The following is a 21,043-nucleotide window of genomic DNA, read 5'->3' on the forward strand; positions in this document are numbered from 1 at the left end:
GCGGGGAACTGCGCGACCGGCCACGACGGCGGGACAGCCGCCCGGACAGGGGCACTCGGCAGACGAGAAGGCACCCCCGCCCCGGGCGGAGCTACCCGCTCAGGCCGACCTCCGCGAGGATCGCCGCCTCCTTGTCCGGCGCGATCCCGTGCCGCTCCCACCCGGACTGCTGCCCGGCGACGGAATCCGCGCCGTCCCGGAGCCACGCCCACGTGTCGGCCACGGTCCGGTCGAGCGGCCGGCACGTCAGCCCGGCCGCCAGCGCGGCACTCACGTCGACGACACCGTCCGTCCCGGGCCACAGCGGCAACTCGGTCCGCCCCCGCACCCCGTGGCGCGCGAGGACCTCCTCTGAGGTCCACACGAGCCGCCCCTGATACCCGGTGGCGTCGAGGCAGGCCGTCAGCAGGTCCCGCATCGTGGCGTGGCCGCGCGGCGCGGTCACGTTGAAGACCCCGGCCGGCGCGGACACCGCGAACGCGGCGACGTCGCGCGCGTCGATCGGCTGCACCGGACGGTCCGGTTCGCGGGGTGCGAGGATCTCGCCGCCGCGCGCGCACCGCCGCAGCCACCACGGCAGCCGCCCGATGTACTCGCCGGGGCCGAGAATCGAACCGGGCCGCAGGATGGTGGTGCGGTCCGCGCCGAACGCCTCGGTCACCGCCCGCTCGCAGCCCGCCTTGCGCATCCCGTCCTGCTCCGCGGGTTCGAGCCCTTCGTAGTACTCGGGCCCGGCGTCGGCCGGAGTGTCGTACGTGGCGGAGGACTCGGTCAGCGGTCCCGCGCCCCAGTTCCGGTAGACGCTGACGCTGGAGACGTAGACGTACCGGTCGGTGACCTCGGCGAGCGCCCGGGCGCCGGCGAGGACGTGGCGGGGCGCCGTGTCGGAGGCGGACGTGTCGATGACGACGTCCCACGGGCCGTACCGGGCCAGCCGCTCGAAGTCGTCGGCGCTGGCGCGGTCGCCGTGGACCGCGAGGGTTCCGGGCAGATACGGGGTGCTCTGTCCCCGGTTGAAGGTCGTGACCTCGCAGTCGTTGGCGAGGGCGTGGCGGGCAACTGCTCTGCCGAGGAACCAGGTTCCTCCGAGAAGGAGTACGTGCATGTGTCGATCCTGCCGGGCTGTGACGCTCGCCACCATCGCCCGTAGGACGTACGTGCGGGGGTTCGAAGTGATCACCGGAGTGATCAATAGGGTGAACCCATGGAGTGATCAATGGCGGCCCCGGCGGCCCCCGGTGACGTCGGAGCCCGATCACCACGCGCAGGCCCGCCGGGTTCTGTGTGCCGCTCAGCTCACTTGCGCCAGAACAGGTGGTGCGTGACACCGCTCGGACTGGGCACGACGTCGCAGTGGTAGCGGTCGAGGAGTTCGTCGGGCGACTCCCACAGGCGGGAGCCGGCGCCGAGCTTCAGCGGGGAGACCGTCACGTGCAGGGTGTCGATCAGATCGGCGTCCAGGAACTCGCGGATCGTCTGCGCTCCGCCGCCGAGCCGCACGTCCTTGCCCTGCGCCGCCTCCTTGGCCTGCGCGAGCACCGTGGCCGGGTCCGCGTCGACGAAGTGGAACGTCGTGTCCGACAGCGTGATCGACGGCCGGACATGGTGGGTCAGGACGAACACGGGGGTGTGGAACGGCGGCTCCTCGCCCCACCAGCCCTCCCAGTCCAGGTTCTCCCACGGTCCCCGCTGCGGCCCGAACTTGTTGCGCCCCATGATCTCGGCGCCGATGTTGTGGTGGAAGTCCCTGGTCAGATAGTCGTCGAGGCCGCGGCTGCCGCCGGGTTCCGTCCGGTTGGGCCAGCTCGCGGTGGCGCCGGCCCAGGCGAACATCTTCCCCGGGTCGGCGTGCCCGAAGGGCCGCTCGAGGGTCTGGTTCTCCCCGGCGCCGTAGCCGTCGCTGGAGACGTTGAAGTTCTGGACCTTCAGGAGCTGCTCGTGTCGCACGGTGTTCCTTCCCTGGCGCGCGTCAGGCGTGGTGGCGTGACATGAGTACCGACCCCGCCCGCCGGCGAAACTCATCGGAGCTCATCGCTGCGCTGCTCCAGGCCGTTGCGCCGGCGGTTCTCCCGGGCGTAGGCGGCGGTGTCAGGTAGGTCCGCGTCGGACGGGTGACGGGCTCGGCGCGTGTTCAGCCGAGGTCGGTGTCGCCGGTGTCCGCGTGGCGGTGGACCTCCTCGCCGCCCACGAAGACGAGCTCGGGGACGGTGCCCGGGATGTCCTCGGGGGCCGCGTCCAGGATGTCGCGCGAGAGGACCACGAAGTCGGCGGCCTTGCCGACGGTGAGCGAACCCCGGTCGTCCTCCAGGAAGTTGGCGTAGGCGGAGCCCATGGTGTAGCCGTGGATCGCCGTGGCGACGTCGACGGTCTCCTCGGGGCGCCAGGCCTCTCCCCCGCCGAGCGGGCGGCGGGTGACAGCGGTGTAGATGCCGACCATGGGGTCCATCTCGGCGACGTTCCAGTCGCTGGAGAAGGCGAGCACGGCCCCGGCCTCGTGGAGGCTGCGCATCGGCCACGCCTTGTGCCAGCGGTCGGCGCCCACGTTGTCGGCCCAGTCCTTGCCGGGGCCCGCGACCTCGGGGGCGCAGTGGCGGGGCTGCATGCAGGCGACGACGCCGAGTTCGGCGAAGCGGGCGGTGTCGGCGGGGTCGAGGCACTCGACGTGGACGACCTGGTGCCGGGAGTCGCGGACGCCGTTGGCCTGCCGGGCGTGTTCGAAGGCGTCGAGGACGACGCGGATGCCGCGGTCGCCGGTGGCGTGCACGAAGCACTGGAAGCCGCGAGCGTCCAGCTTCGCGAGGAGCCCGGCGAACTCCTCGGGCGGGTAGAAGGTGTCGCCGCGGTGATGGCGGCAGCCCGCGTACGGCTCGAGGAGTGCGGCGGTACGGGGCTCGACGACGTCGTCGATGTAGAGCTTGAGGGGGCCGACGCGCAGCCGGTCGTCGGCGTACCGGCGGGCCGCGTCGGCGAACTCGTCCAGGTCGGCGTCGGTGGTGCCGCGCGGGTGGAACAGGGCGGCGACCAGCCGGGAGCGGAGCCGGCCCTCGGCGCGGGCACGCTCGAACAGGGCGAGGTCGTCGAGGGAGTTCTGCGGTTCGACGACGGTCGTGATGCCGTGGCCGATCGCGTCGTCGAGGGACCTGGCGAGGCGGCCGTACTGGCGCTCGGCGGAGGCCCACGGGACGCCGAGCTCGCGCAGCGCGCGGTGGCCCTCGCGGGAGAGTCCCTGGATGGCGAAGTTCTTGACGAACCCGGTGGGTTCGCCGCTCTCCGGGTCGGCCTGCGCCTCGCCGAACGGGAGGTGCGTGCGATCGCGGGTGATGCCGAGGCGGCGCAGGGCGGCGGTGTTGAGCCAGGCCGTGTGCACGTCGTAGCTGAGGACGAAGGCGGGGGTGTCGCCGGTGACGGGGTCGAGGTCGGCGGCGGTGGGCATGCGGCCGCCACCGAGCGCCGAGTAGTCGAAGGCCTCGGCCTCGATCCACTCGGCGTCCGGGTGGGCGGTGTGCCAGGCGCGGATGCGCGCGTGGACCTCGGTGAGGGTGTCGGCGCCGGCGAGCTGGACGCAGGCGGCGTCGGAGCCGAGCCGGACGTGGTTGTGAGCGTCGATGAACCCGGGCAGCACGAGCCGCCCCCCGGCGTCGATCACCCGCGTGTCCGGCCCCGCCCAGGCGGCGGCGTCGCGGTCGTCGCCGAGCCACACGATCCGCCCGTCCCGCACGGCCATGGCCTGCGCCTCGGGCAGCTCCGCGTCGACGGTGTGGATGCGCGCGCCGCGCAACAGCAGGTCCGCCTGGCCGTTGATGCCGGTCCGGGTCATGGGGCGACTCCTTTTAGAATGCCGTTCAACTTTTTGAACGGCATTCAAGATGCGGGGCAAGGAGGCGCCGCGTCAAGACCTCCGACACGCAAGGTGCGCGCCACGGTGGTGCGCGCCGCCCCCGGGCGCTCACGGGCACCCCCCGACGTAGCCTTAACGCAGGAATGGGTTGCGTTTGTGGCGAAGGGCGGCCTAGTCTCCGCTTTAAAGCCGCCACCCACTGCGTTAGGACACCTCCGGTGAAGCCGAACGTCTCCCAGAACATCGCCGTGGTGGAACACATCGGCCGGGCACTGACCATGACGGGCGCCGTCGTCGCCGCGATCGACGCCGGCGACTGGTCCCGTGCCACCCCGTGCCCGGAGTGGGACGCGCGGACCACGCTCAACCATGTCGTGGGCGGCATGCGGATCTTCGCCGCCGAGCTGACGGGTGGGGACCCCGGGGGCGAGCACCACGACGACTGGCTCGGCGCCGACCCGGAGGGGGCCTACGCGAAGGCCGCCGCGGCCGACCGCGCGGCCTGGGAGTTCGCGGCCCCCACCGACGACGACCTCGCCGGGGTGACGGTCCGTCTCGGTTTCGGCTCCGTCCCGGGTCCGACCGCGGCACTGATCCATCTCACCGAGGTCCTCGTCCACGGCGTCGACCTGGCCGTGACCGTCGGCCGGAGCGACCTCGTCGACCAGGACCTGTGCGAGGACCTGCTGGCACGGATGCGACGGACGGACATGGACGCCTTCCGCGGGCCCGGCATGTTCGGCCACGCGACCCCCGCCCCGACGGACTCCTCCGCGCACGTCCGTCTCTTGTCGTTCCTCGGCCGGCAGATCTGAGTCGGCAGGTCTGAGCCGCACGGCCAAGCCGCACAGCCCAGCCGCTCCTTCGAGCCGCACGCCCGGCCCGCCGACGGCATGCCCGGGCGCCGACCGCGGCGGATAGGGTCGGGGCAGGACGAGCGGAGGGGCGTGTGGTGGCGGTGGCGGTGCGGGAGCGCGGCGGGCGACCCTCTGCGGAGCGGATCCTGGAGGAGGTCATGGCCGCGGTCGCCGAGCACGGGCTCGCGGAGCTGACCATGGCGTCGCTGGGCCGCCGGCTCGGGATGAGCGGCGGGCACATCCTGTACTACTTCGGCAGCAAGGACCGGATCTTCCTGGAGGCGCTGCGCCACAGCGAGGGCCTCCTCGCGGACGAGCGCCGCGCGCTGCTGGCCCGGCGGACCCCGGCCGAGCGCAAGCTGGAGCAGTTCCTGGAGCTGTACCTGCCGCGCGGTCCGCGTGACCCGCGGTGGATGCTGTGGATCGAGCTGTGGGCCCGCACGCCGGGCGACGCGTCGTTGCGCGAGGCCCAGGACGACCTGGACGCGGGGTGGCACGACGACCTGACGACACTGCTCGCCCGGGGCGTGCGCCAGGGCCGCTTCGCCGAGCACGACCAGGCCGCGGCGGCGGGTCGACTCCTCGCGCTGCTCGACGGGTTGAGCACCCGTGTGGTGCTCGGACTGCGGGGCGCCGACGCCGCGACGGCCCTGTCCGAGGCGAAGGCCGCGGCGCGCTCCCTGATCCCCCGGCCCTGAGCCTCGGCGGATCCGAACTGATGGCCGCCTCGTCACCCACTCAGGAGATCCGCGTGGTGCAGGCACGTTTCGCTTGACGCGGCTCCTTCTACCGTGGACGACGGTCGCCCCTGCCCCCGCCGACCAGCAGCGCCCTCCTGGGTGCTGCTCAGCGACGGCCTCGGGCAGACGGGGCCCCGTCCTCCGAGGGATGCCGATGACCTCCCTGTTCCACCTCTGCACGGCCTGCCCCCACACCCATGTCTCCCGGGACGTCCGCGACGGCCTCACCGTCGTGCGGATCCGCGGCGAGGTGGACATCGCCACCGCTCCCGAGATCCAGGCCCGGCTCGACGAGGCGACCCGGCCCACCGTCCCGCGCGTCCTGATCGACCTGACCGACGTCGACTTCATGGACTGCTCCGGCCTGCGCCTGCTCGTGCGGGCCGAACGCCGCGTCCGAGAGCGCTCCGGCGAACTGCGGCTGCTCTTCCACCAGCCGGCGATCCACAAGCTGCTCCGGGCGGGCGGCCTGGCCGCCCGCTTCCGTACGGCCGCGCCGCCCCTGGAGCGTTCGCCGTGAGGGCGCCGCTGCGGGCATGATGCCGCCATGCACGACCAGATCACCGTCCAGTGGGTGCACACCGTCTGGACGAAGGAATCCCGCGGCGGCGCGGCGGCCGCCCGCAGGAACGCGGCCCCGGTGGGCTTCCCCCTGCCGGCCGGGCCCCGGTCCGGCGTCCACGTGGTCCGGATGCACGAGGACGACGGCTTCACGCCGTACGACACCGTCCAGGAGGCGCGCACCGTCGATCTCCGGATCGACGCCGAGGGCGGGCGGTTGCGCGTCCTTCCGAAGCTGCCCGGGATCGGTCTGTACACCCGGCGCCGCCGGCCGCCCGCCGTCCGGCTCGCACCCGGCCAGTGGGTCCGCTGGCACCTCAACCACCGCTTCAGCAGCGCCCTCGGCATCCGCGGCTGGACGTACTGGCTCGACACCTACAACGTCGCGTACGGTCCCGTCACCGAGGACGTCTTCCTCTCCGCGCCCACCGTCCTGGTCGACGAACGGGCCTGGCTGCGCTGACTCCGGGCCGCCTCACGGCGTGTCCCCCTTCCACCGCAGGCGCCCCTGGCCGGCCACCGCGTACAGGGCCCGGCCGCCCGCGCCGTACGCGCCCAGTTCGGTCGGCAGGGCCACCTCTCCGGGCAGCTCCTGGCCCGGTGGCAGCGTCACGTCGAGCAGCAGTCCGTCCAGCGGGCCGCCCACCAGCTCCGCGTAGACCCGGCCCGGCTGGGGGCTCGCGTCCTCGTGGTCGGCCCCGTACACCCGGCCCCGCATGAATTCCTGCTCGTCCATGAGGTCGAGCCTCGCATCCGGCACTGACAACGCGGCCGCCGCGGGTCCGGGCGGAGTACGCCGTCGCGCGGCCGCGGCGCGGTGGGCCGAGGCTGGAGGCGTGGAGTATCCCGTGGCCGTCGCCCTCAGCGAGACCGCCGACGAGCTGCCCGTGGGGCCCGGCTGGTGGTACGAGCCCGCGTTCGAGGGCGAACGGCTCGTGCTGCACCGGACCGCGCGGGCCGTGCGCTGCCAGTCGCGCTCCGGCCGGACCGTGACCACGGCGTGGCCCGACCTCGCGGCGGCCGGGCGGACCGCCCTGCCGGCGGGCACCGTCCTGGACGGCGAGGCCGTGGTGTGGACAGGTGGCCGGCTCGACCTCGCGGCGGCGCGGGCCCGGGCGGCCGCTCCGCCGCGCGGGGCCGGAGCGCTCGCCGCCGAACGCCCGGCCTCCTACGCGGTGTCGGACTGCCTGGCCCTGGGCGGCCAGGATCTGCGCGGGCGCCCCTACGCCGAGCGGCGGGCCGTGCTGCTGGACCTCCTCCACGACGTGCCGCCGCCCCTGCAGCCCGTCCCGGCGACGGACGATCCCGAGGTGGCGCGGGTGTGGCTGGAGGGGCTCGCCGCGCAGGGCGTCGACGGGGTCGTCGCGAAGCGGGGCGGCGATCCGTACCGGGCGGAGCGGATCTGGGTGACCGTGCGCGGCGGTGCCCGGGGCTCGGTCGAGGTGGAGGTCGTCGGATACGTGGGGCCGCCGTCCCGGCCGCACCGCGCGGCCGTGCGTCTGCCCGACGGATCGCGCGCCCTGTCGCAGGCGCTGACCGCTCCGGCCGCCGCGGAACTGGCCCGGCACGTCCAGGACGCGGGCCCCGGGCGGCGGGCCCGGACAGCCGGGGGCGAGCGCTACACGACCACGGCGGGCGGCCTGTTCGCCGAGATCGCGCTCGCCGCCCCGCGCGACGGCGGCTTCACCGTCGTCCGCCTGTGCTGACCCGCACCCGCCCCTGGCTCAGCCCGCGGCGCGCTTCACGAGGTCCGCGATGCGGGCCTCCACCTCCGGCGTGAGCTCCGCCAGGGCGAACGCGGAGGCCCACATGGCGCCCTCGTCGAGCCGGGCCTCGTCGCTGAACCCGAGCGTGGCGTAACGGGACTTGAACTTCTGCGCCGACTGGAAGAAGCAGACGACCTTGCCTGCGCGGGCGTACGCGGGCATCCCGTACCAGGTCTTCGGCGCGAGGTCCGGGGCGTTCTCCTTGACCAGGGCGTGGATCCGCTCGGCGAGCACCCGGTCGGCGTCGTCCATCTCGGCGATCTTCGCGAGGACGTCGGCCTCGGGGTCCGCCTTGGCGCCACGCTTCCGGCCGGCCCTGACCTCCTGGGCGCGCTCCTTCATCGCGGCACGCTCGTCGTCGGTGAAGCCCTGCTCCGTGTCCGTCGTACCGGTCTTCTTCGTGGTGGCCATGACGTCGTCCCCTTGTGAGCCGTGGTGCGGATGCGGGTGCGGATATGACGGAAGTCGTGCTGGTCAGACGGCGGACCGGGCGCGGACCCAGCGGTCGTGGACGCCTCGGGTCGGCGCTCCGACCAGTCGGTGCAGTTCGGCCGCGGGCACGTCGGTGCGGTGCAGCAGCACCGTCGCGCGCTCCGCGCGCCGGGCGCCCAGATACGCGTACGGGGACGTCCCGTAGGCGAGCCGGAACTGCCGGGTCAGTTCGCGCGGCGGAAGGTCCGCCGCGCGGGCCAGCGCCTCCACGTCGAGCGGTCGTGCGTACTCCCGGTCGATGCGGTCGCGGACCCGGCGCATCCGGGCGAACCGTTCGAGCCGCCACGCCGTGGTGCGGGCGCGGGCCCATCCTGGACGGCACATGCGAAGCCCCCTCCTGTGCCGGTGCGTCAGCGCAGCTCTTGGATGCGGACGAGATTGCCGGCGGGGTCGCGGAAGGCGCAGTCTCGGATGCCGTAGGGCTGGTCGACGGGTTCCTGGACGACCTCGGCGTCGGTGGCCTGCACCTTCTCGAAGGTCTCGTCGAGGTTGCGGGTGGCGAGGAGGATCCAGCCGTAGGTGCCCTTGGCCATCATCTCCTGGATGGTGCGGCGCTCGTCGTCGGTGATGCCGGGGTCGGCGGCGGGCGGGGCGAGGAGGATGGAGGTGCCGGGCTGGTCGACGGGGCCGACCGTGATCCAGCGCATCTTCCCCTCGCCGACGTCGCTGCGGACCTCGAAGCCGAGGGAGTCCCGGTAGAACGCGACGGAGGCGTCCGGGTCCTCGTGCGGAAGGGCCGTGGTGTGAATGGTGATGTCCATGGCCGTAACGGTAGGCGGGGCGGGGCGGGGGCGCTTCTTGATTCCTGATCGTGTGGACCCGGCCCCGCCCCACCGCCCGCGGTGGCGTCAGTCCAGCAGGCCGGCGACCATCTCGGCGAACTCGTCCGGGGTGGCCAGGCGGATGCCGAGGTCCTCGGCCTTGGCGCGCTTGGACCCGGCGCCCTCGCCCGCGACGACGAGGCTCGTGTTCTTCGAGACGCTGCCCGAGGACTTGCCTCCGGCGCGCTCGATCAGCTCGTTCATCTGGTTGCGGGACAGCTTCTCCAGGGGGCCGGTCATGGCTCCGGTGACGACGACCTTCATGCCGGCCAGGGGCCCCGCGTCCGCGGCGGCGGCGTCCGTCTCCTCGGTGCCCTCGGCGGGCGGCGGGGTGGCGCCGGGCTCGGTCATGCTCAGGCCCGCCGCGGCGAGCCGGTCGATCTGCGCGGCCAGCTCCGCCAGTTCGGCGACGATGACCGGGGCCTTCTCGGCGCCGATGCCGTCGACCCGCTGCATGGCCTCCGCTTCGGCGGCCCGGATGTTGTCCATCGTGGCGAAGTGGCGGGCGATGCGGCGGGACATGGAGCGGCCGGTGCCGCGCACGCCGAGCGCGCACAGGACGCGCGACAGCGGCTGGGTCTTGGCCCGCTCCAGCGCCGCCATCAGGTTGTCGGTGCTGGTCTCGCCCATGCGCTCCAGACCGAGGAGCTGCTCGCGGGTCAGCCGGTCGAACAGGTCGGGCAGGCTCTCGACGAGTCCGGCCTCCACGAGCTGGACGACGCGGGTCTGGCCGAGGCCCTCGATGTCGAGCTGGTCGCGGCCCGCCGCGTAGCTGATCGACGCGACCACATGGCAGTTGCGGCCGCGCTCGCAGCGCCAGCGCTGCTCGCTCGTGTCGATGCCGGAGCCGCACTGCGGGCACTCGGCGGGGAAGACGATCTCCTGCTCTTCGCCGGTCCGCAGATGGGCGACGGGCGCCTCGATCCTCGGGATGATGTCGCCCGCCTTGTAGACCATGACCTGGTCGCCGAGGCGCAGTCCGCGGCGGGTGATGTCCGCCGGGTTGTGCAGCGTGGCGTACGTGACGGTGGAGCCGTCGAGCTCGACGGGCTCCAGGACGGCGCGCGGGGCGATGATGCCGGTGCGCCCCACGTTCCACTCCACGGCGAGGAGCCGGGTGATCTTCTCCACGGCCGGGAGCTTGAAGGCGACGGCCCAGCGCGGGGCGCGGGTGCCGGAGCCGGCCGTGGCCTGGTCGGCGGCGAGGTCGGCCTTCACGACGATGCCGTCGATGCCGAAGGGCAGGTCGGCGCGGAGCGCGGCGATCGCCTTGACGCGCTCCAGGACCTGCTCGACGGAGGTGAGGACGACGCCCGGCACGTCCGTGCTCGCCGGGGTGTTGATCCCGAGGGCGGCGGTGCGGTCCATGAGCGCGCCGTGCGCCTCCTCGGCGAGCCGCGCGGCGAGGGCCTCGTCGGTTCCGGGCAGCGCGAGCAGTCCGTAGCCGAAGAAGGTCATGGGGACCGTGTAGGCGCGGTCCTTGGCGCGCAGGGTGCCCGCCGCCGCGTTGCGCGGGTTCGCGAAGGGGTCGCCGCCGTGCTCGGTGCGGACCTCGTTGGCGTACTCGAACTGGGCGGTGGTCATGAGGACTTCGCCGCGCACCTCGAGGGTGACCGGCTCGGTGAGCTCGGCGGGCAGGCCCTCGATCGTGCCGGCGGCGTGCGAGACGTCCTCGCCGGCGGTGCCGTCGCCGCGCGTGACGAGGCGGGCGAGACGGCCGCCCTCGTAGCGGGCGGCGATGGCGAGGCCGTCCAGCTTGGGCTGAACGTTCCAGCTCGCGACCTCGCGCCCGATCCTGCGCTCCAGGGAGGCCGACCAGGTGGTGAACTCCTCGTCCGAGAACACGTTGTCCAGGCTCAGCATCGGGACCGTGTGCGGGACGTCGCCCTCGACCGCGCCGCCCGCGACCTTGCCCGAGGGCGAGTCGGCGAGGACCTCGTCGGGGTGCTCGGTCTCGTACACGGTGATCGCCCGAACGAGCCGGTCGTAGGCGTCGTCGTCGAGCGTGGAGGTGCCGCCCTCGTAGTACGCGGCGGAGGCACGCCGGGCGTCCGCCACGGCCTGGGCGTAGGCGGCGGCGTCGGGCAGCACGAAAGGAACGGCAGAAGTCGTCGTCATGCCCTCCATCCTGCCTCCCACCACTGACAATGCCGTTGCGGCCGCCTCGTGACGGGCAGCGTGGCAGGGTGGCGATCATGACTCTTGATGTGCGCCCCGCCACTGTTTTCGACGACGTCCGTGCCGTGATCGGGCCCAAGTCCCCCGATGCGACGGTGTGCTGGTGTCTGAGCCACCGTGTGCCCTCGAAGGTCGACCACACGCTGAAGGGCCAGGAACGCGGGGCGTACGTGGCGGAGTTGTGCCGCGCGGAGGTGGCTCCGGGGGTGCTCGCGTACGACGGGGACGTGCCGGTGGGCTGGGCGGCGGTGGCCCCGCGCGCGCAGACCTCGTACGCGCGCAGCCGGGTGATCCCGCACGTGGACGATCTGCCGGTGTGGTCGCTGTGGTGCGTGCGGGTGCGGCCCGGGCACCGGAAGAAGGGGGTCTCGCACGCGCTGATCGAGGGCGCGGTCGCCTACGCGCGGGAGCGGGGCGCTCCGGCTATCGAGGCGTATCCGCTGGACAACGGGGAGGCGCGGGTCGACACGACGATGGCGTACGTGGGGATGCGGCGGAACTTCGAGCGGGCGGGGTTCACGTTCGCGGCCGGGACGAAGTCGAAGCTCGTCGGGCTGCCCCGGATCGTGATGCGGCTCGATCTGCGCTGAGGGACGCGCCCGCGCGGTGACGAAGCCGTGACACAAAAGGGGGCAACTGCCGCGCGGGCCCGCGGGTCGTAAAGGGCGAGGGCGGGAGACGGGCGGGCGCGTGCGCGTGCCCGGGGCGTCTTCCCTCCCCCGGGCCGCTCACGTCGTACGGCCCGGATCACCCGGCAGGCCGACCGACATGGGGGAACGACGATGAACGTACGAGTACACCGGGGCACGGCGGCGATGGGCGCGGCGGGGGGCGGCGCCCCCGCCGCCGCCCGCGCGGGCCCGCCCCCGCGCCGGCCCGCCCGCCCGGCGCGGGGCGCCGCGACGGCGCCCCCACTGGGGGTACCGCCTTTTACCGACTGTCTACCCGGGCCCCGGGGGGCGCGGGCGGGGGGGGGGGCCGGCGCCGCACTCGGGGCACTGGCCGCGCCGGCGGGCGCGGCCGGCACCCCGCGCTTCCTGTCCCCGTCCCAGCTGCCGCCGCACCCGTCGTCGGCCTGGTACGCGGGCCCGGTGACGGCCGGGCAGCCCGACCCGCTGCCGATGTGCGTGGGCGACGCGCTGCCGTCGACCTCCGTGCACCGCGCGTACTACACGGACCTGGACACCAACGCGCTCCAGGTGACGGTCGTCGAGCGGGACGCCCAGCACGCGAAGGCCTTCGCGGCGCTGCTCCGCAAGCACCTGGACAGCTGCGCGAAGGACGTCATGGCCGAGTACCCGGACGTGACGGCACGCCAGAAGTACTACGGGAAGCTGCCGGTGGAGGAAGGTGCCGTCGTCTACGGGGTGAACACCCGGACCACGTGGGGCGCGACGGACATCAACCTGTTCTCGGTCGGCCGCGACGGGCGCATCGTCACGGTGGTGCGCTGGGGCCAGATGGGCGGGTTCCGGGACGCGCCCGTGGCCGCGTTCAAGAAGACGACGGTGACCGCGGTGAACAAGCTGCGCTGAGCGGTGGCCGAAAAGCGCGGGGCGGTCCCACGGATCGTCCCGCGCTGTTCATTCCCCCGCCCCTTCGGTCGCGTAAAGATAACGGGTCTGGTCCGAAGTGCCGTGCGCCGTGGGGGTGTCCGGCACCGTATGGGGAAGGAACCCTCGATCGTGCGACGCAGATCCCTCATCACCGCGACGGCCGGAGCCGTCACGCTCGGCGGCCTCACCTCGCTGCCCGCCGAGGCGGCGGCTCCGGCTGCGGCGCAGAACGGAGGCAGGCCGGTGACCACGTTCGACGTCATCAGCGACATCCAGGGCGACCTCGGCGACCTGGCGGTCGCGCTGCGGGACATCCGGGCGACGAACCCGCACGGTTCGGGGCTCGCGGTGGCCGGGGACATCACGCCCCGCGGGTACGACGCCGAGTACGCCGAGGTCCGGAAGGTCATCGCGCGGGAGCCGCGGCCGCGCGAGATCGCCTGGGCGATCGGCAACCACGAGTTCTACGTGCCGAAGTGGGCGGACCCGCAGACGCTCGCGCAGGCCACCTGGCCGAACGGGACGACGGAGGACTCCCTGTTCCGCTCCTTCTACAGCTTCGCGGAGCGCGGACGGGTCTACGCGGAGACGACCTTCGGCGGGATACCCGTGCTGACCATCGGCACGGAGCGGTACATGCACTACCACGACCCGAAGCTGTGGGACGAGGTGTGGCTGAGCGAGGCGCAGTTCCAGTGGCTGGAGGAGCGGCTGCGGTACTGGGCGGGGCGGCGCAAGCCGGTCATGGTGATCACCCACCACCCGCTGCCGAACACGGTCTCGGGCACCCGCAACAAGCTCTACCTGAGCGACTACCTCCAGGCCGACCGTCTGCTCGGCCTCCTCGGCCGCTATCGGGACGTGTTCCTGTTCAGCGGTCACACGCACTGGGACCTGGGTCTGTCCGACTGGTACGTGCGCCGCGTGGTGCCCGGCACCGCGAACCTGGAGGGCTTCTCGGTGGTCAACACGGGCGCGGTGCAGACCGGTTTCACCGACAACGGCACGGGCGGCGAGAACACGGTGCCCGGCACCTTCAACCAGGGCCTCCAGGTGGAGGTGCACCGGGACCGTGTCGTCATCAAGGCCCGTGACTTCGCGGCCGGCGCCTGGCTGAAGCAGGTGACGGTGCCCCTCGCCACCAGGATCTGAGCGAGGGGCCCCCGGGCTCGGGACGCGGCCGGTCCGTCGGTCAGGCGGCGGTCGCGTCCAGCACCCGCCACTCGCGCCTGCCGAGGTCGGCGGGGGTGCCGTCCAGGACGCGGGCGGTGCGGGTCACCGGGTCGAGCGCGACCGTGGCGAGGCTGCCCCAGCGCTGGCCGAGCGGCTTGTCGAGGTCGGGCAGGCAGGTCACGCCCGGCTCGTCCGGGCCGGTGACGAGGACGGCCGCGAGGTCGTCGCTCGTGCGCACGGTCCGGCCGTCGGCGAGGCGGGCCTTGACGAAGTCGCGGCGCTCGCCCGAGTCCGGCTGGTACAGCCACGACTTCTCGTCGGCGGTGAGCCGCGCCGTGAGGAAGTGGTTGGTGCGGATGAAGGTGTCCTCGTCGGGGCCGACCGTGAACACGCCGGCCGGGCTGAGGTCGAGGAGGGTCGCGTCGTGCTCGTCGAAGAGCGTGAACGAGCCGGACGAGGTGACGGGGGCGGAGCGTACGAGGTCGACGGCCTCGGCGACGCTGCCCGCCTCCTCCAGGACGATCGCGGCGAGGACGTGCATGGGGATGCCGCCGACGCCGTCGCGGACGTGGCCGAGGATGTTGAAGTGCAGGGCGAGGCCCGCGCTGTTGACGCCGATCTTGCCCAGGATGCCGTCCTCGGTGAGGCCCGCGAAGTCGTGCCGGCCGCCGCGCGACTCGACGGTGTGCCACATGGCGTTCAGCTCGACGTGCCAGTCCCAGGTCTGGACGCCGAAGGGGTGCGGGGTGCCGGCCGTGGGCCTGCGGACCAGGGTGGTGCACTCGCCGGGGGTGACGCCGACGCTGCGGGCCAGGATCTCGGTGCGGGCGTTGAGCGCGGCGATCCGCCACAGCTCGGCTCCGCTGCCGGCGGCGATGCCCTCGATCTGGGCGCGGGCGCCCGGCCGGAAGTCGCCGATGACGTCGAGGGCGCGCTCGGCGTCGGCACGGACCTGCTCCAGGGGGACCTCGCCGAGCGCGAACAGCCGGTCGTAGACCTCGATCGCGGCGGGCACCGCGTCGCGCAGCCGCTCGCCGCGGGCGACGCCGCGCTCGTACGGGTCGGCCGCGGCGGCGACGATGTGGCGGCGGTGTGCGGGGCGGGGAATCGGCGTCGCGGTCACGAGGGGCCTTTCACGTTCGGGGGTGGTGCGGGTGAGGGGTCGGGGCGGCCGGAGGCCGTCAGGGACGGCGCTGGACGACGCCGTCGACGACGGTCGCGAGGACCGCGTTGCCGGGCTGGTCCTGGGGCGCGAGGCCGAGCGGGTCGGCGGCGAAGACCGTGAGGTCGGCGCGGAAGCCGGGCGCGACGCGGCCGCTCTCGTCGGCGGTGCCCGCGGTGTACGCGGCGGCGGCGGTCATGCCGAGGTAGGCCTCGCGGGCGGTGACGGCCTGTTCGGGCTGGACCGGCGCCTTGCCGGGTTCCTCCACGGGCCGGCGCAGCTGGCAGTCGGCGAGGGCGACGCGCGGGTCGCCGGGGCCGATGGGCCAGTCGGAGCCGAGCGCGACGACGGCGCCGTGGTCGAGGAGGTCGCGGGTGCGCCAGCCGCGCGCGGCGCGGTCGGGGCCGAGGCGCCGCGACCAGTTGTCGGTGGCGTCGGCGCGGGTGTGCCGGGTGCCGTGCACGGGCTGGAGGCCGGCGACCACACCGAGTTCGGCGAACCGGTCGAGGAGGTCGTCGGGGAGGGACTCGATGTGCTCGATGCGGTGCGGGGCGCGTCCGGCGGGCCCGGCCTCCTCGATGACGTCTAGGGCGAAGCGCACGGCCTGGTCGCCGATGGCGTGGGTGGCGGTGGGGATGCCGCGCTCGGTGAAGAAGTGCACGGCGGCCCGGTAGGCCTCGACGTCGCGCCACAGCGGTTCGCGGTTCTCCCCGTGGATGTCGGGGTGGTCGAACCAGGCGGTGCCGTTGTCGGCGGTGCCGTCGAGCATGAACTTGGCGCCCTCGACGTGCCAGCGGCGGCCTCGGCGGCCCTGGAGACCGGCGATCTCCTCCCAGACCTCGGGCGCCGAGTCGGCGGGGACGAGGGGGGAGCAGCGGATGCGCAGCGGCAGTTCGCCGTGCTGTTCGAGGTGGCGGTAGACGTCCTCGGAGGGGTCGGTGAAGTCGAGGGCGTGCAGGCCGGTGAGTCCGGCGGCCGCGAGCCGCTCCAGTTCGGCGCGGACGTAGCCGGCGGCGGTGGGGACGGGGATCTCGGGGTGGTGGGCGAAGACGAGGTCCATGGCCTGGAGTTCGACGACGTACCCGGTCGGGCGGCCGTCGGGGCCCACCTCGACGCTGGAGGCGTCGGTGAAGGTCTCCGCGCCGGTGAGGCCGCAGACCTCGACGGCGCGCGGGCTGACGACGAGGGCGTGGGCGTCGGCGGTCATGAGGGAGACAGGGGTGCCCGGGAAGCGGTCGGCGAGGAAGTCGCCGCTCGGGTCGCCGTCGAAGGCGTTGACGTTCAGGTCGTAGCCGAGGATCCAGTCGTCGGTCTCCTGGCCGGCGGCGGCCCTGCCGAGGCGGGCGCAGATCTCGTCGAGGCTGTCGGCGCCGCGCAGATCGACGCCGCTGCCGATGGAGATGGAGCCCCAGACGGGGTGGGCGTGCACGTCGACGAGGCCCGGCAGGATGGTGGCGCCGGGGAACACGTGCACGGCGGTGTCCGGCCCGCGCAGCGGTGCGAGGTCCGCGGCCCGGCCGACGGCGACGATCCGGCCGCCCGTGACGGCGACACTGTCGGCCGGGGCGGTGGGTTCGTCGGTCAGGGGCTGGACGTGCTGGGCTTGCACGATGACATCGGCGTGCACGGTGTTCCTTCGGCTCGTCGTACGGGTTCTCGGCGGGGGTGCGCTCAGGCGCGCGGGATGGAGCGCAGGACGCGCGTCGCGGCCCAGTAGACGGCGGCGGCGACGAGCATCCCGGAGGGGATCGCGAGGTCGACTCCGCCGAGCACGGTCGCGACCGGGCCGGTCCAGAAGGTGGTGCTGACCCAAGACGCGGAGGTGAGGCCGCCGACGACGAGGGCGAGGATCCCGGCCCAGTGGACGCCGCCCCGGTACCAGAAGGGGCCGCCGCGCCGTTGTTCGAGCAGGTCGGCGCCCCGGTAGCCGTTGCGGCGCAGGATCAGGTCGGTGACGGCGACGGCCATGGCGGGTCCGGTGACCGCGACGACGAGCTGCAGCATCGTGTTGACGCTGGTCAGGAAGTCGAAGACGAGGATCGCGTAGAGGGTCATGGCGGTGCCGAGGACGCCGATGATGAGCACGGCGGGGATGCGGGCGAGGCGGACGCCGACGGACTGGATGGCGAGGCTCGCGCTGTAGGCGGTCATGCCGTTGTTGGTCATGGTGTTGACGACGACGGCGATGACGAAGACGGGGACGAACCAGCCGGGCAGGATGCTCTCCAGCGCGCCCTCGGGGTCCGTCATGTCGAGGCTGGTGGCGGCGAGCGCGCCCACGGTGGTGAAGACGACGCTCGGCAGGTAGGCGCCGAAGGCGGTCCAGCCGGCGATCGCGACGGGGCTGGAGTCGCGGGGCAGGTAGCGGGCGAGGTCGGGGCTGTTGCTGTACGACAGCGGCGTGGAGGCGATGATCGTGAAGGCGGCGCCCAGGGTCGCGGCGAGCGCGGCGCCCTTGAGGGGCTCGGCCGGTGCGTAGGAGAAGTCGGCCTCGGCGAGGACGTAGCCGGTGACGACGACGAAGACGACGGTGAGCAGGACGCTGAGCGCGGTGTAGAGCCGGACGATCAGCGCGTAGCCGAAGATCGCGATCAGGACCGTGCAGGCCGCGATGGCGATGATGATCGCCGCCTCGACGGCGCTGCTGTGCGGCAGTCCGAGGCGGTCGGCGAGGCCGATGGCGGCGACGGAGGCCGCGGACCAGTTCAGGGCGAGGTAGGCGGCGGCGATCAGCCAGCCGGTGAGCACGAGGACGAACTTGTTGCCCACCACGCCGTACATCGCGCGGGAGATCACCGAGCCGCTGGTGCCGGCGGCGGGGCCGCTCGCGGCGACGATGCCGGTGCAGATCCAGAGCAGGTTCCCGGCGAGGATCACGCCGACGGCCTGCGGGAGGCTCAGGCCCATGAGGATCATCGTGGCGCCGACGACGAAGCTCAGATAGCTCACATTGGGCGCCGCCCAGACGGCGAAGAGCTGGCGCGGCCGGCCGGTGCGCTCGTCGCCGGGCACCAGCTCGATGCCCCGGGTCTCCACCCGGCCGTTCTCCCGCGCCGCGCGCTCGGGCCCGGCCTCTTCGGCGGGCGGCGCGGCGGCGGTGTCGTTCGTCGTCATCGGGTCCTCTCGGGGCCTACGGCACCATCGCCGTTATTGGCCATCTGACCAACACGCTATTGGTCGCACATCCAATAACGTGGATGCCATGACGTCAAGGGTTGGCTCGACAAACGCGGCACAGGCGGGCTCCACGGCTCCGGCCCAGGCCACCGGCGCGACTCCGGGGCAGGCCAGGAAGCCCCCCGGCGAGCGGCGCGCGGAAATCCTGCGGACCGCCGCCCGGATCGGCCTGGAGGAGTCGCTGGAGCGCATCACGCTGCGCCGCGTCGCGGACGAGCTCGGCGTCCGGCCCGGACTGATCGGGCACTACTTCCCGGCCGACGACCTCGTCAGCGAGGCGTTCGCCCACGCGGCCGGCCACGAGCGCGTGTCCCTGCTGCCGCCCGCCGAGCGCACACTGCCGCCCCTGCGGCGCCTGGCCCGCTTCCTCGTCCGCCTCACGGGCGACGACTGCCTGGACCTCGGCCGGCTCTGGCTCAACGCGCGCCATCTCAGCCGGTTCAAGCCGGGCCTGCGGGCGGCGGTGAGCGCGCAGGAGGCCGCGACCCGGGCCGCGCTGACCGAGCTGATCGAGGAGGGGGTGCGGACCGGCGCGTTCACGGCCGAGGACCCCCTGGGCGTCACCGTGCAGATCCTGGTGACCGTCGACGGCCTCGGCTCCTACGCCAACGCCGACCCGGAGCTCGACCATCCGGTCCTCGCCGGCATGGCGCTCGCCACCGCCGAACGCCTGCTCGGTCTCGGCGCCGGGACGCTGCGCGCCGAGGCCCGCAACTGATCACCGCCGACCGGTCGTCCTGTCGGGCGTGGACGAGACGAACACGGGCGCGACCCCGATGACGCGGGTGGAGAGCGGTACGGAACCCCCGCCGGACCCGAACCCGGCCGTACGGCGGCGCGGTTCGCGGTGGACGCGCGGCCGGGTGCTCGCCGGGCTCGCCGCGTTCACGGCCGCGCTGCTGCTCGGCCACCGCCTGGTGCCGAACACGCCGGGGCGGCTGGGCAGTCTGCTGGAGGCGTTCCTTCCGTGGCTGGGCGTCGCCGTGCCGGTGCTCCTCGGCGCCGCCCTCCTGCGCCGGTCGGCGACCGCGTTGCTCGCCCTGCTGCTGCCGGTGGCGGCCTGGGCGTACCAGTTCGGCGGGCTGCTCCTGCCCGGGGACGCGCCGACGCGGGCCGGGCTCGACGTGGTGCAGCACAACGCGAGCGACGAGAACACCGACCCGGCGGCGACGGCCCGCGCGCTCGCTGCCGGGCGGCCCCGACTCATCGCCCTGGAAGAGCTGTTGCCCTCGGCCGTGCCCGCCTACGAGAAGGCGCTGGGCCGCGCGTATCCGTACCACGCGGTGCGCGGCACGGTCGGGCTGTGGTCGCGGTACCCGCTCACCGGGGTGCGGGCCGTCGACATCAGGCCGCGCGGCCTCCCCGACGACTGGCGGCGCGGGCTGCGCGCCGTGGTGCGCACGCCGCACGGGGAGGTCGCGGCGTACGTGGCCCATCTGCCGTCCGTGCGGCTCGGCGCGGGTGGTTTCGGTTCGGGCCGGCGCGACGAGAGCGCACGGCTGCTCGGTGACGCGCTGGAGGCGGAGCGGACCCGCGCGGTGATCCTGCTCGGGGACCTCAACGGCACCGTCGACGACCGCGGTCTGCGCCCGCTGACCTCACGCCTGAACGTGTCCGGGCGCGGCCTCGCCTTCAGCTTCCCCGAGGCCTTCCCGGTGGCGCGGATCGACCAGATCATGGCGCGCGGCGGGACCGTCGGACGGATCCGCACCCTGCCCGCCACCGGCAGCGACCACCTGCCGATCACGGCGCGGATCACCCTGCGCTGACCGCCCGTTGTCAGTGGCGGCCCCTAAAGTCCTCCCCCGTGACAGACATCTCCGCGACCGCGGCCACCGACGCCCAGCTCACCACCACCGCCCGGGCCTACGACCACTGGGCCGAGCCGTACACCGAGCTGGTCCGCACCGAGTTCGACCGGCTCCCCCTGGACCGGGCGATGTTCGCCGCGTTCGCGGACACCGTGCGGGCGGAGCCCGTCGGACCCGTCGTCGAACTGGGCTGCGGACCCGGCCGGCTCACCGCACACCTGCGGGACCTGGGGCTCGACGCCTCGGGGATCGACCTGTCGCCCGTGATGATCGACATCGCCCGGCGCACCTATCCGGACCTGCGCTTCGAGGTCGGCTCGATGCACGCGCTCGACCTGCCCGACGCCTCGCTGGCCGGGGCCGTTTCCTGGTACTCGGTCATCCACGCGCTGCCCGAGGACGTGCCGGGCTACTTCGGCGAGTTCGCGCGGGTGCTCAGGCCCGGCGGCCATCTCCTGGTCGGGTTCTTCGAGTCGGAGGGCGGCCCTGTCACGCCGTTCGACCACAAGGTGACGACGGCGTACCGGTGGCCGGTCGACGAGGTCGCGCGCGTGGCGGCGGAGCGCGGCTTCACGGAGACCGGCCGCATGCTCCGCGAGCCGCGCGAGGGCGAGCGCTTCCGGCGCGGCCATCTGCTGCTGCGCAAGGGGGACTTGGGCTGACGGGAGTGTCTTGTCGGCCCTCCCGGACTCACACGGAGTACGCGGCGGGCCCGCATCGGACTCCGCACCTGTGCCGGACGGCACGACGCGTTGTGACCGGTTCCGGCGCTCGGCCGCGACTCCGGATGCGGCCCGCCCGGATGCCGTACTCCGGAGTCGGCCCCCAGCACGCCCGTCGAGGCCGGCACGCGGAGCGGGGGTTGGGGGGAGGGGGGGGGGTGGGAGTGAGGAGATGAGGGTTAGAGGGAG

General features: G+C 73.7%; 22 protein-coding genes. 11 read left to right on the forward strand and 11 right to left on the reverse strand.

Annotated features, from left to right (window positions below):
• Nucleotides 1-91: 91 nt before the first annotated feature.
• The 3 genes from ACFW9D_RS25005 to ACFW9D_RS25015 form a co-directional block, all read right to left on the reverse strand.
• Nucleotides 92-1,105, reverse strand: coding sequence for an NAD-dependent epimerase/dehydratase family protein (locus ACFW9D_RS25005; protein WP_384625036.1), 1,014 nt, complete (start codon nucleotides 1,103-1,105; stop codon nucleotides 92-94).
• Between the two features lie 191 nt (nucleotides 1,106-1,296).
• Nucleotides 1,297-1,947 carry a dihydrofolate reductase family protein gene (locus tag ACFW9D_RS25010; RefSeq protein WP_223206260.1) on the reverse strand — a complete coding sequence of 217 codons (651 nt, stop codon included), beginning with the start codon at nucleotides 1,945-1,947 and terminating at the stop codon, nucleotides 1,297-1,299.
• Nucleotides 1,948-2,131: 184 nt separating this feature from the next.
• Complete coding sequence (locus ACFW9D_RS25015; RefSeq protein WP_384625039.1) at nucleotides 2,132-3,817, reverse strand: amidohydrolase; 1,686 nt, start codon at nucleotides 3,815-3,817, stop codon at nucleotides 2,132-2,134.
• Nucleotides 3,818-4,056: 239 nt separating this feature from the next.
• Here ACFW9D_RS25015 and ACFW9D_RS25020 point away from each other — a divergent pair, with 239 nt between their 5' ends.
• The 4 genes from ACFW9D_RS25020 to ACFW9D_RS25035 all read left to right on the forward strand — a co-directional run bounded on the left by ACFW9D_RS25020 (nucleotide 4,057) and on the right by ACFW9D_RS25035 (nucleotide 6,459).
• Entirely contained in the window at nucleotides 4,057-4,653 is a 597-nt protein-coding gene (locus ACFW9D_RS25020) for a TIGR03086 family metal-binding protein (protein ID WP_384625041.1), read from the forward strand.
• A 137-nt stretch (nucleotides 4,654-4,790) separates the two neighbouring features.
• A complete protein-coding gene (locus tag ACFW9D_RS25025; protein WP_188341726.1) occupies nucleotides 4,791-5,393 on the forward strand; it encodes a TetR/AcrR family transcriptional regulator in 603 nt (200 codons plus the stop codon).
• Nucleotides 5,394-5,589: 196 nt separating this feature from the next.
• Entirely contained in the window at nucleotides 5,590-5,955 is a 366-nt protein-coding gene (locus ACFW9D_RS25030) for an anti-sigma factor antagonist (protein WP_188340623.1), read from the forward strand.
• Nucleotides 5,956-5,982: 27 nt separating this feature from the next.
• Nucleotides 5,983-6,459: a hypothetical protein gene (locus tag ACFW9D_RS25035; protein ID WP_384625045.1), complete on the forward strand. Its 477-nt coding sequence runs from the start codon at nucleotides 5,983-5,985 to the stop codon at nucleotides 6,457-6,459.
• A gap of 12 nt (nucleotides 6,460-6,471) precedes the next feature.
• Here ACFW9D_RS25035 and ACFW9D_RS25040 read toward each other — a convergent pair whose 3' ends face one another.
• Entirely contained in the window at nucleotides 6,472-6,732 is a 261-nt protein-coding gene (locus ACFW9D_RS25040; protein WP_384625048.1) for a hypothetical protein, read from the reverse strand.
• Nucleotides 6,733-6,832: 100 nt separating this feature from the next.
• Between ACFW9D_RS25040 and ACFW9D_RS25045 the strand changes: the two genes are divergently transcribed.
• Nucleotides 6,833-7,702: a hypothetical protein gene (locus ACFW9D_RS25045; protein WP_384625051.1), complete on the forward strand. Its 870-nt coding sequence runs from the start codon at nucleotides 6,833-6,835 to the stop codon at nucleotides 7,700-7,702.
• A gap of 18 nt (nucleotides 7,703-7,720) precedes the next feature.
• Here the strand turns inward: ACFW9D_RS25045 and ACFW9D_RS25050 are convergent, their stop codons facing one another.
• From ACFW9D_RS25050 to ligA, 4 genes are all read right to left on the reverse strand, one after another.
• Entirely contained in the window at nucleotides 7,721-8,173 is a 453-nt protein-coding gene (locus ACFW9D_RS25050; protein ID WP_188340619.1) for an iron chaperone, read from the reverse strand.
• A 63-nt stretch (nucleotides 8,174-8,236) separates the two neighbouring features.
• The gene (locus ACFW9D_RS25055) at nucleotides 8,237-8,578 is read right to left on the reverse strand and encodes a helix-turn-helix domain-containing protein (RefSeq protein ID WP_384625054.1); all 342 of its coding nucleotides are present in this window, start codon (nucleotides 8,576-8,578) and stop codon (nucleotides 8,237-8,239) included.
• A gap of 26 nt (nucleotides 8,579-8,604) precedes the next feature.
• The gene (locus ACFW9D_RS25060; RefSeq protein ID WP_188340617.1) at nucleotides 8,605-9,015 is read right to left on the reverse strand and encodes a VOC family protein; all 411 of its coding nucleotides are present in this window, start codon (nucleotides 9,013-9,015) and stop codon (nucleotides 8,605-8,607) included.
• Between the two features lie 87 nt (nucleotides 9,016-9,102).
• Nucleotides 9,103-11,193, reverse strand: coding sequence for an NAD-dependent DNA ligase LigA (gene ligA, locus ACFW9D_RS25065; RefSeq protein ID WP_384625057.1), 2,091 nt, complete (start codon nucleotides 11,191-11,193; stop codon nucleotides 9,103-9,105).
• 77 nt (nucleotides 11,194-11,270) lie between these two features.
• Between ligA and ACFW9D_RS25070 the strand changes: the two genes are divergently transcribed.
• The 3 genes from ACFW9D_RS25070 to ACFW9D_RS25080 all read left to right on the forward strand — a co-directional run bounded on the left by ACFW9D_RS25070 (nucleotide 11,271) and on the right by ACFW9D_RS25080 (nucleotide 13,961).
• A complete protein-coding gene (locus ACFW9D_RS25070) occupies nucleotides 11,271-11,843 on the forward strand; it encodes a GNAT family N-acetyltransferase (protein ID WP_188340615.1) in 573 nt (190 codons plus the stop codon).
• Between the two features lie 225 nt (nucleotides 11,844-12,068).
• Entirely contained in the window at nucleotides 12,069-12,788 is a 720-nt protein-coding gene (locus ACFW9D_RS25075; protein ID WP_384625090.1) for a hypothetical protein, read from the forward strand.
• Nucleotides 12,789-12,938: 150 nt separating this feature from the next.
• On the forward strand, nucleotides 12,939-13,961 hold the full coding sequence (locus ACFW9D_RS25080) for a metallophosphoesterase family protein (RefSeq protein WP_384625061.1): 1,023 nt from the start codon (nucleotides 12,939-12,941) through the stop codon (nucleotides 13,959-13,961).
• A gap of 40 nt (nucleotides 13,962-14,001) precedes the next feature.
• Here ACFW9D_RS25080 and ACFW9D_RS25085 read toward each other — a convergent pair whose 3' ends face one another.
• Genes ACFW9D_RS25085 through ACFW9D_RS25095 form a run of 3 tightly spaced genes read right to left on the reverse strand, consistent with a single transcriptional unit; the run spans nucleotide 14,002 to nucleotide 18,258 of the window.
• Complete coding sequence (locus ACFW9D_RS25085) at nucleotides 14,002-15,105, reverse strand: C45 family autoproteolytic acyltransferase/hydolase (RefSeq protein WP_384625064.1); 1,104 nt, start codon at nucleotides 15,103-15,105, stop codon at nucleotides 14,002-14,004.
• 58 nt (nucleotides 15,106-15,163) lie between these two features.
• Nucleotides 15,164-16,771 carry an amidohydrolase gene (locus ACFW9D_RS25090; protein ID WP_384625067.1) on the reverse strand — a complete coding sequence of 536 codons (1,608 nt, stop codon included), beginning with the start codon at nucleotides 16,769-16,771 and terminating at the stop codon, nucleotides 15,164-15,166.
• Nucleotides 16,772-16,815: 44 nt separating this feature from the next.
• Nucleotides 16,816-18,258, reverse strand: coding sequence for a purine-cytosine permease family protein (locus ACFW9D_RS25095; RefSeq protein ID WP_384625069.1), 1,443 nt, complete (start codon nucleotides 18,256-18,258; stop codon nucleotides 16,816-16,818).
• 88 nt (nucleotides 18,259-18,346) lie between these two features.
• Between ACFW9D_RS25095 and ACFW9D_RS25100 the strand changes: the two genes are divergently transcribed.
• Genes ACFW9D_RS25100 through ACFW9D_RS25110 form a run of 3 tightly spaced genes read left to right on the forward strand, consistent with a single transcriptional unit; the run spans nucleotide 18,347 to nucleotide 20,794 of the window.
• On the forward strand, nucleotides 18,347-19,039 hold the full coding sequence (locus tag ACFW9D_RS25100; protein WP_384625071.1) for a TetR/AcrR family transcriptional regulator: 693 nt from the start codon (nucleotides 18,347-18,349) through the stop codon (nucleotides 19,037-19,039).
• 58 nt (nucleotides 19,040-19,097) lie between these two features.
• Nucleotides 19,098-20,090: an endonuclease/exonuclease/phosphatase family protein gene (locus ACFW9D_RS25105; protein WP_384625092.1), complete on the forward strand. Its 993-nt coding sequence runs from the start codon at nucleotides 19,098-19,100 to the stop codon at nucleotides 20,088-20,090.
• A 38-nt stretch (nucleotides 20,091-20,128) separates the two neighbouring features.
• Entirely contained in the window at nucleotides 20,129-20,794 is a 666-nt protein-coding gene (locus ACFW9D_RS25110) for a class I SAM-dependent DNA methyltransferase (RefSeq protein ID WP_384625074.1), read from the forward strand.
• Nucleotides 20,795-21,043 lie beyond the last annotated feature (249 nt).

The sequence above is a fragment of the Streptomyces sp. NPDC059524 genome (assembly GCF_042749255.1).
GTDB lineage: Bacteria > Actinomycetota > Actinomycetes > Streptomycetales > Streptomycetaceae > Streptomyces > Streptomyces xanthii.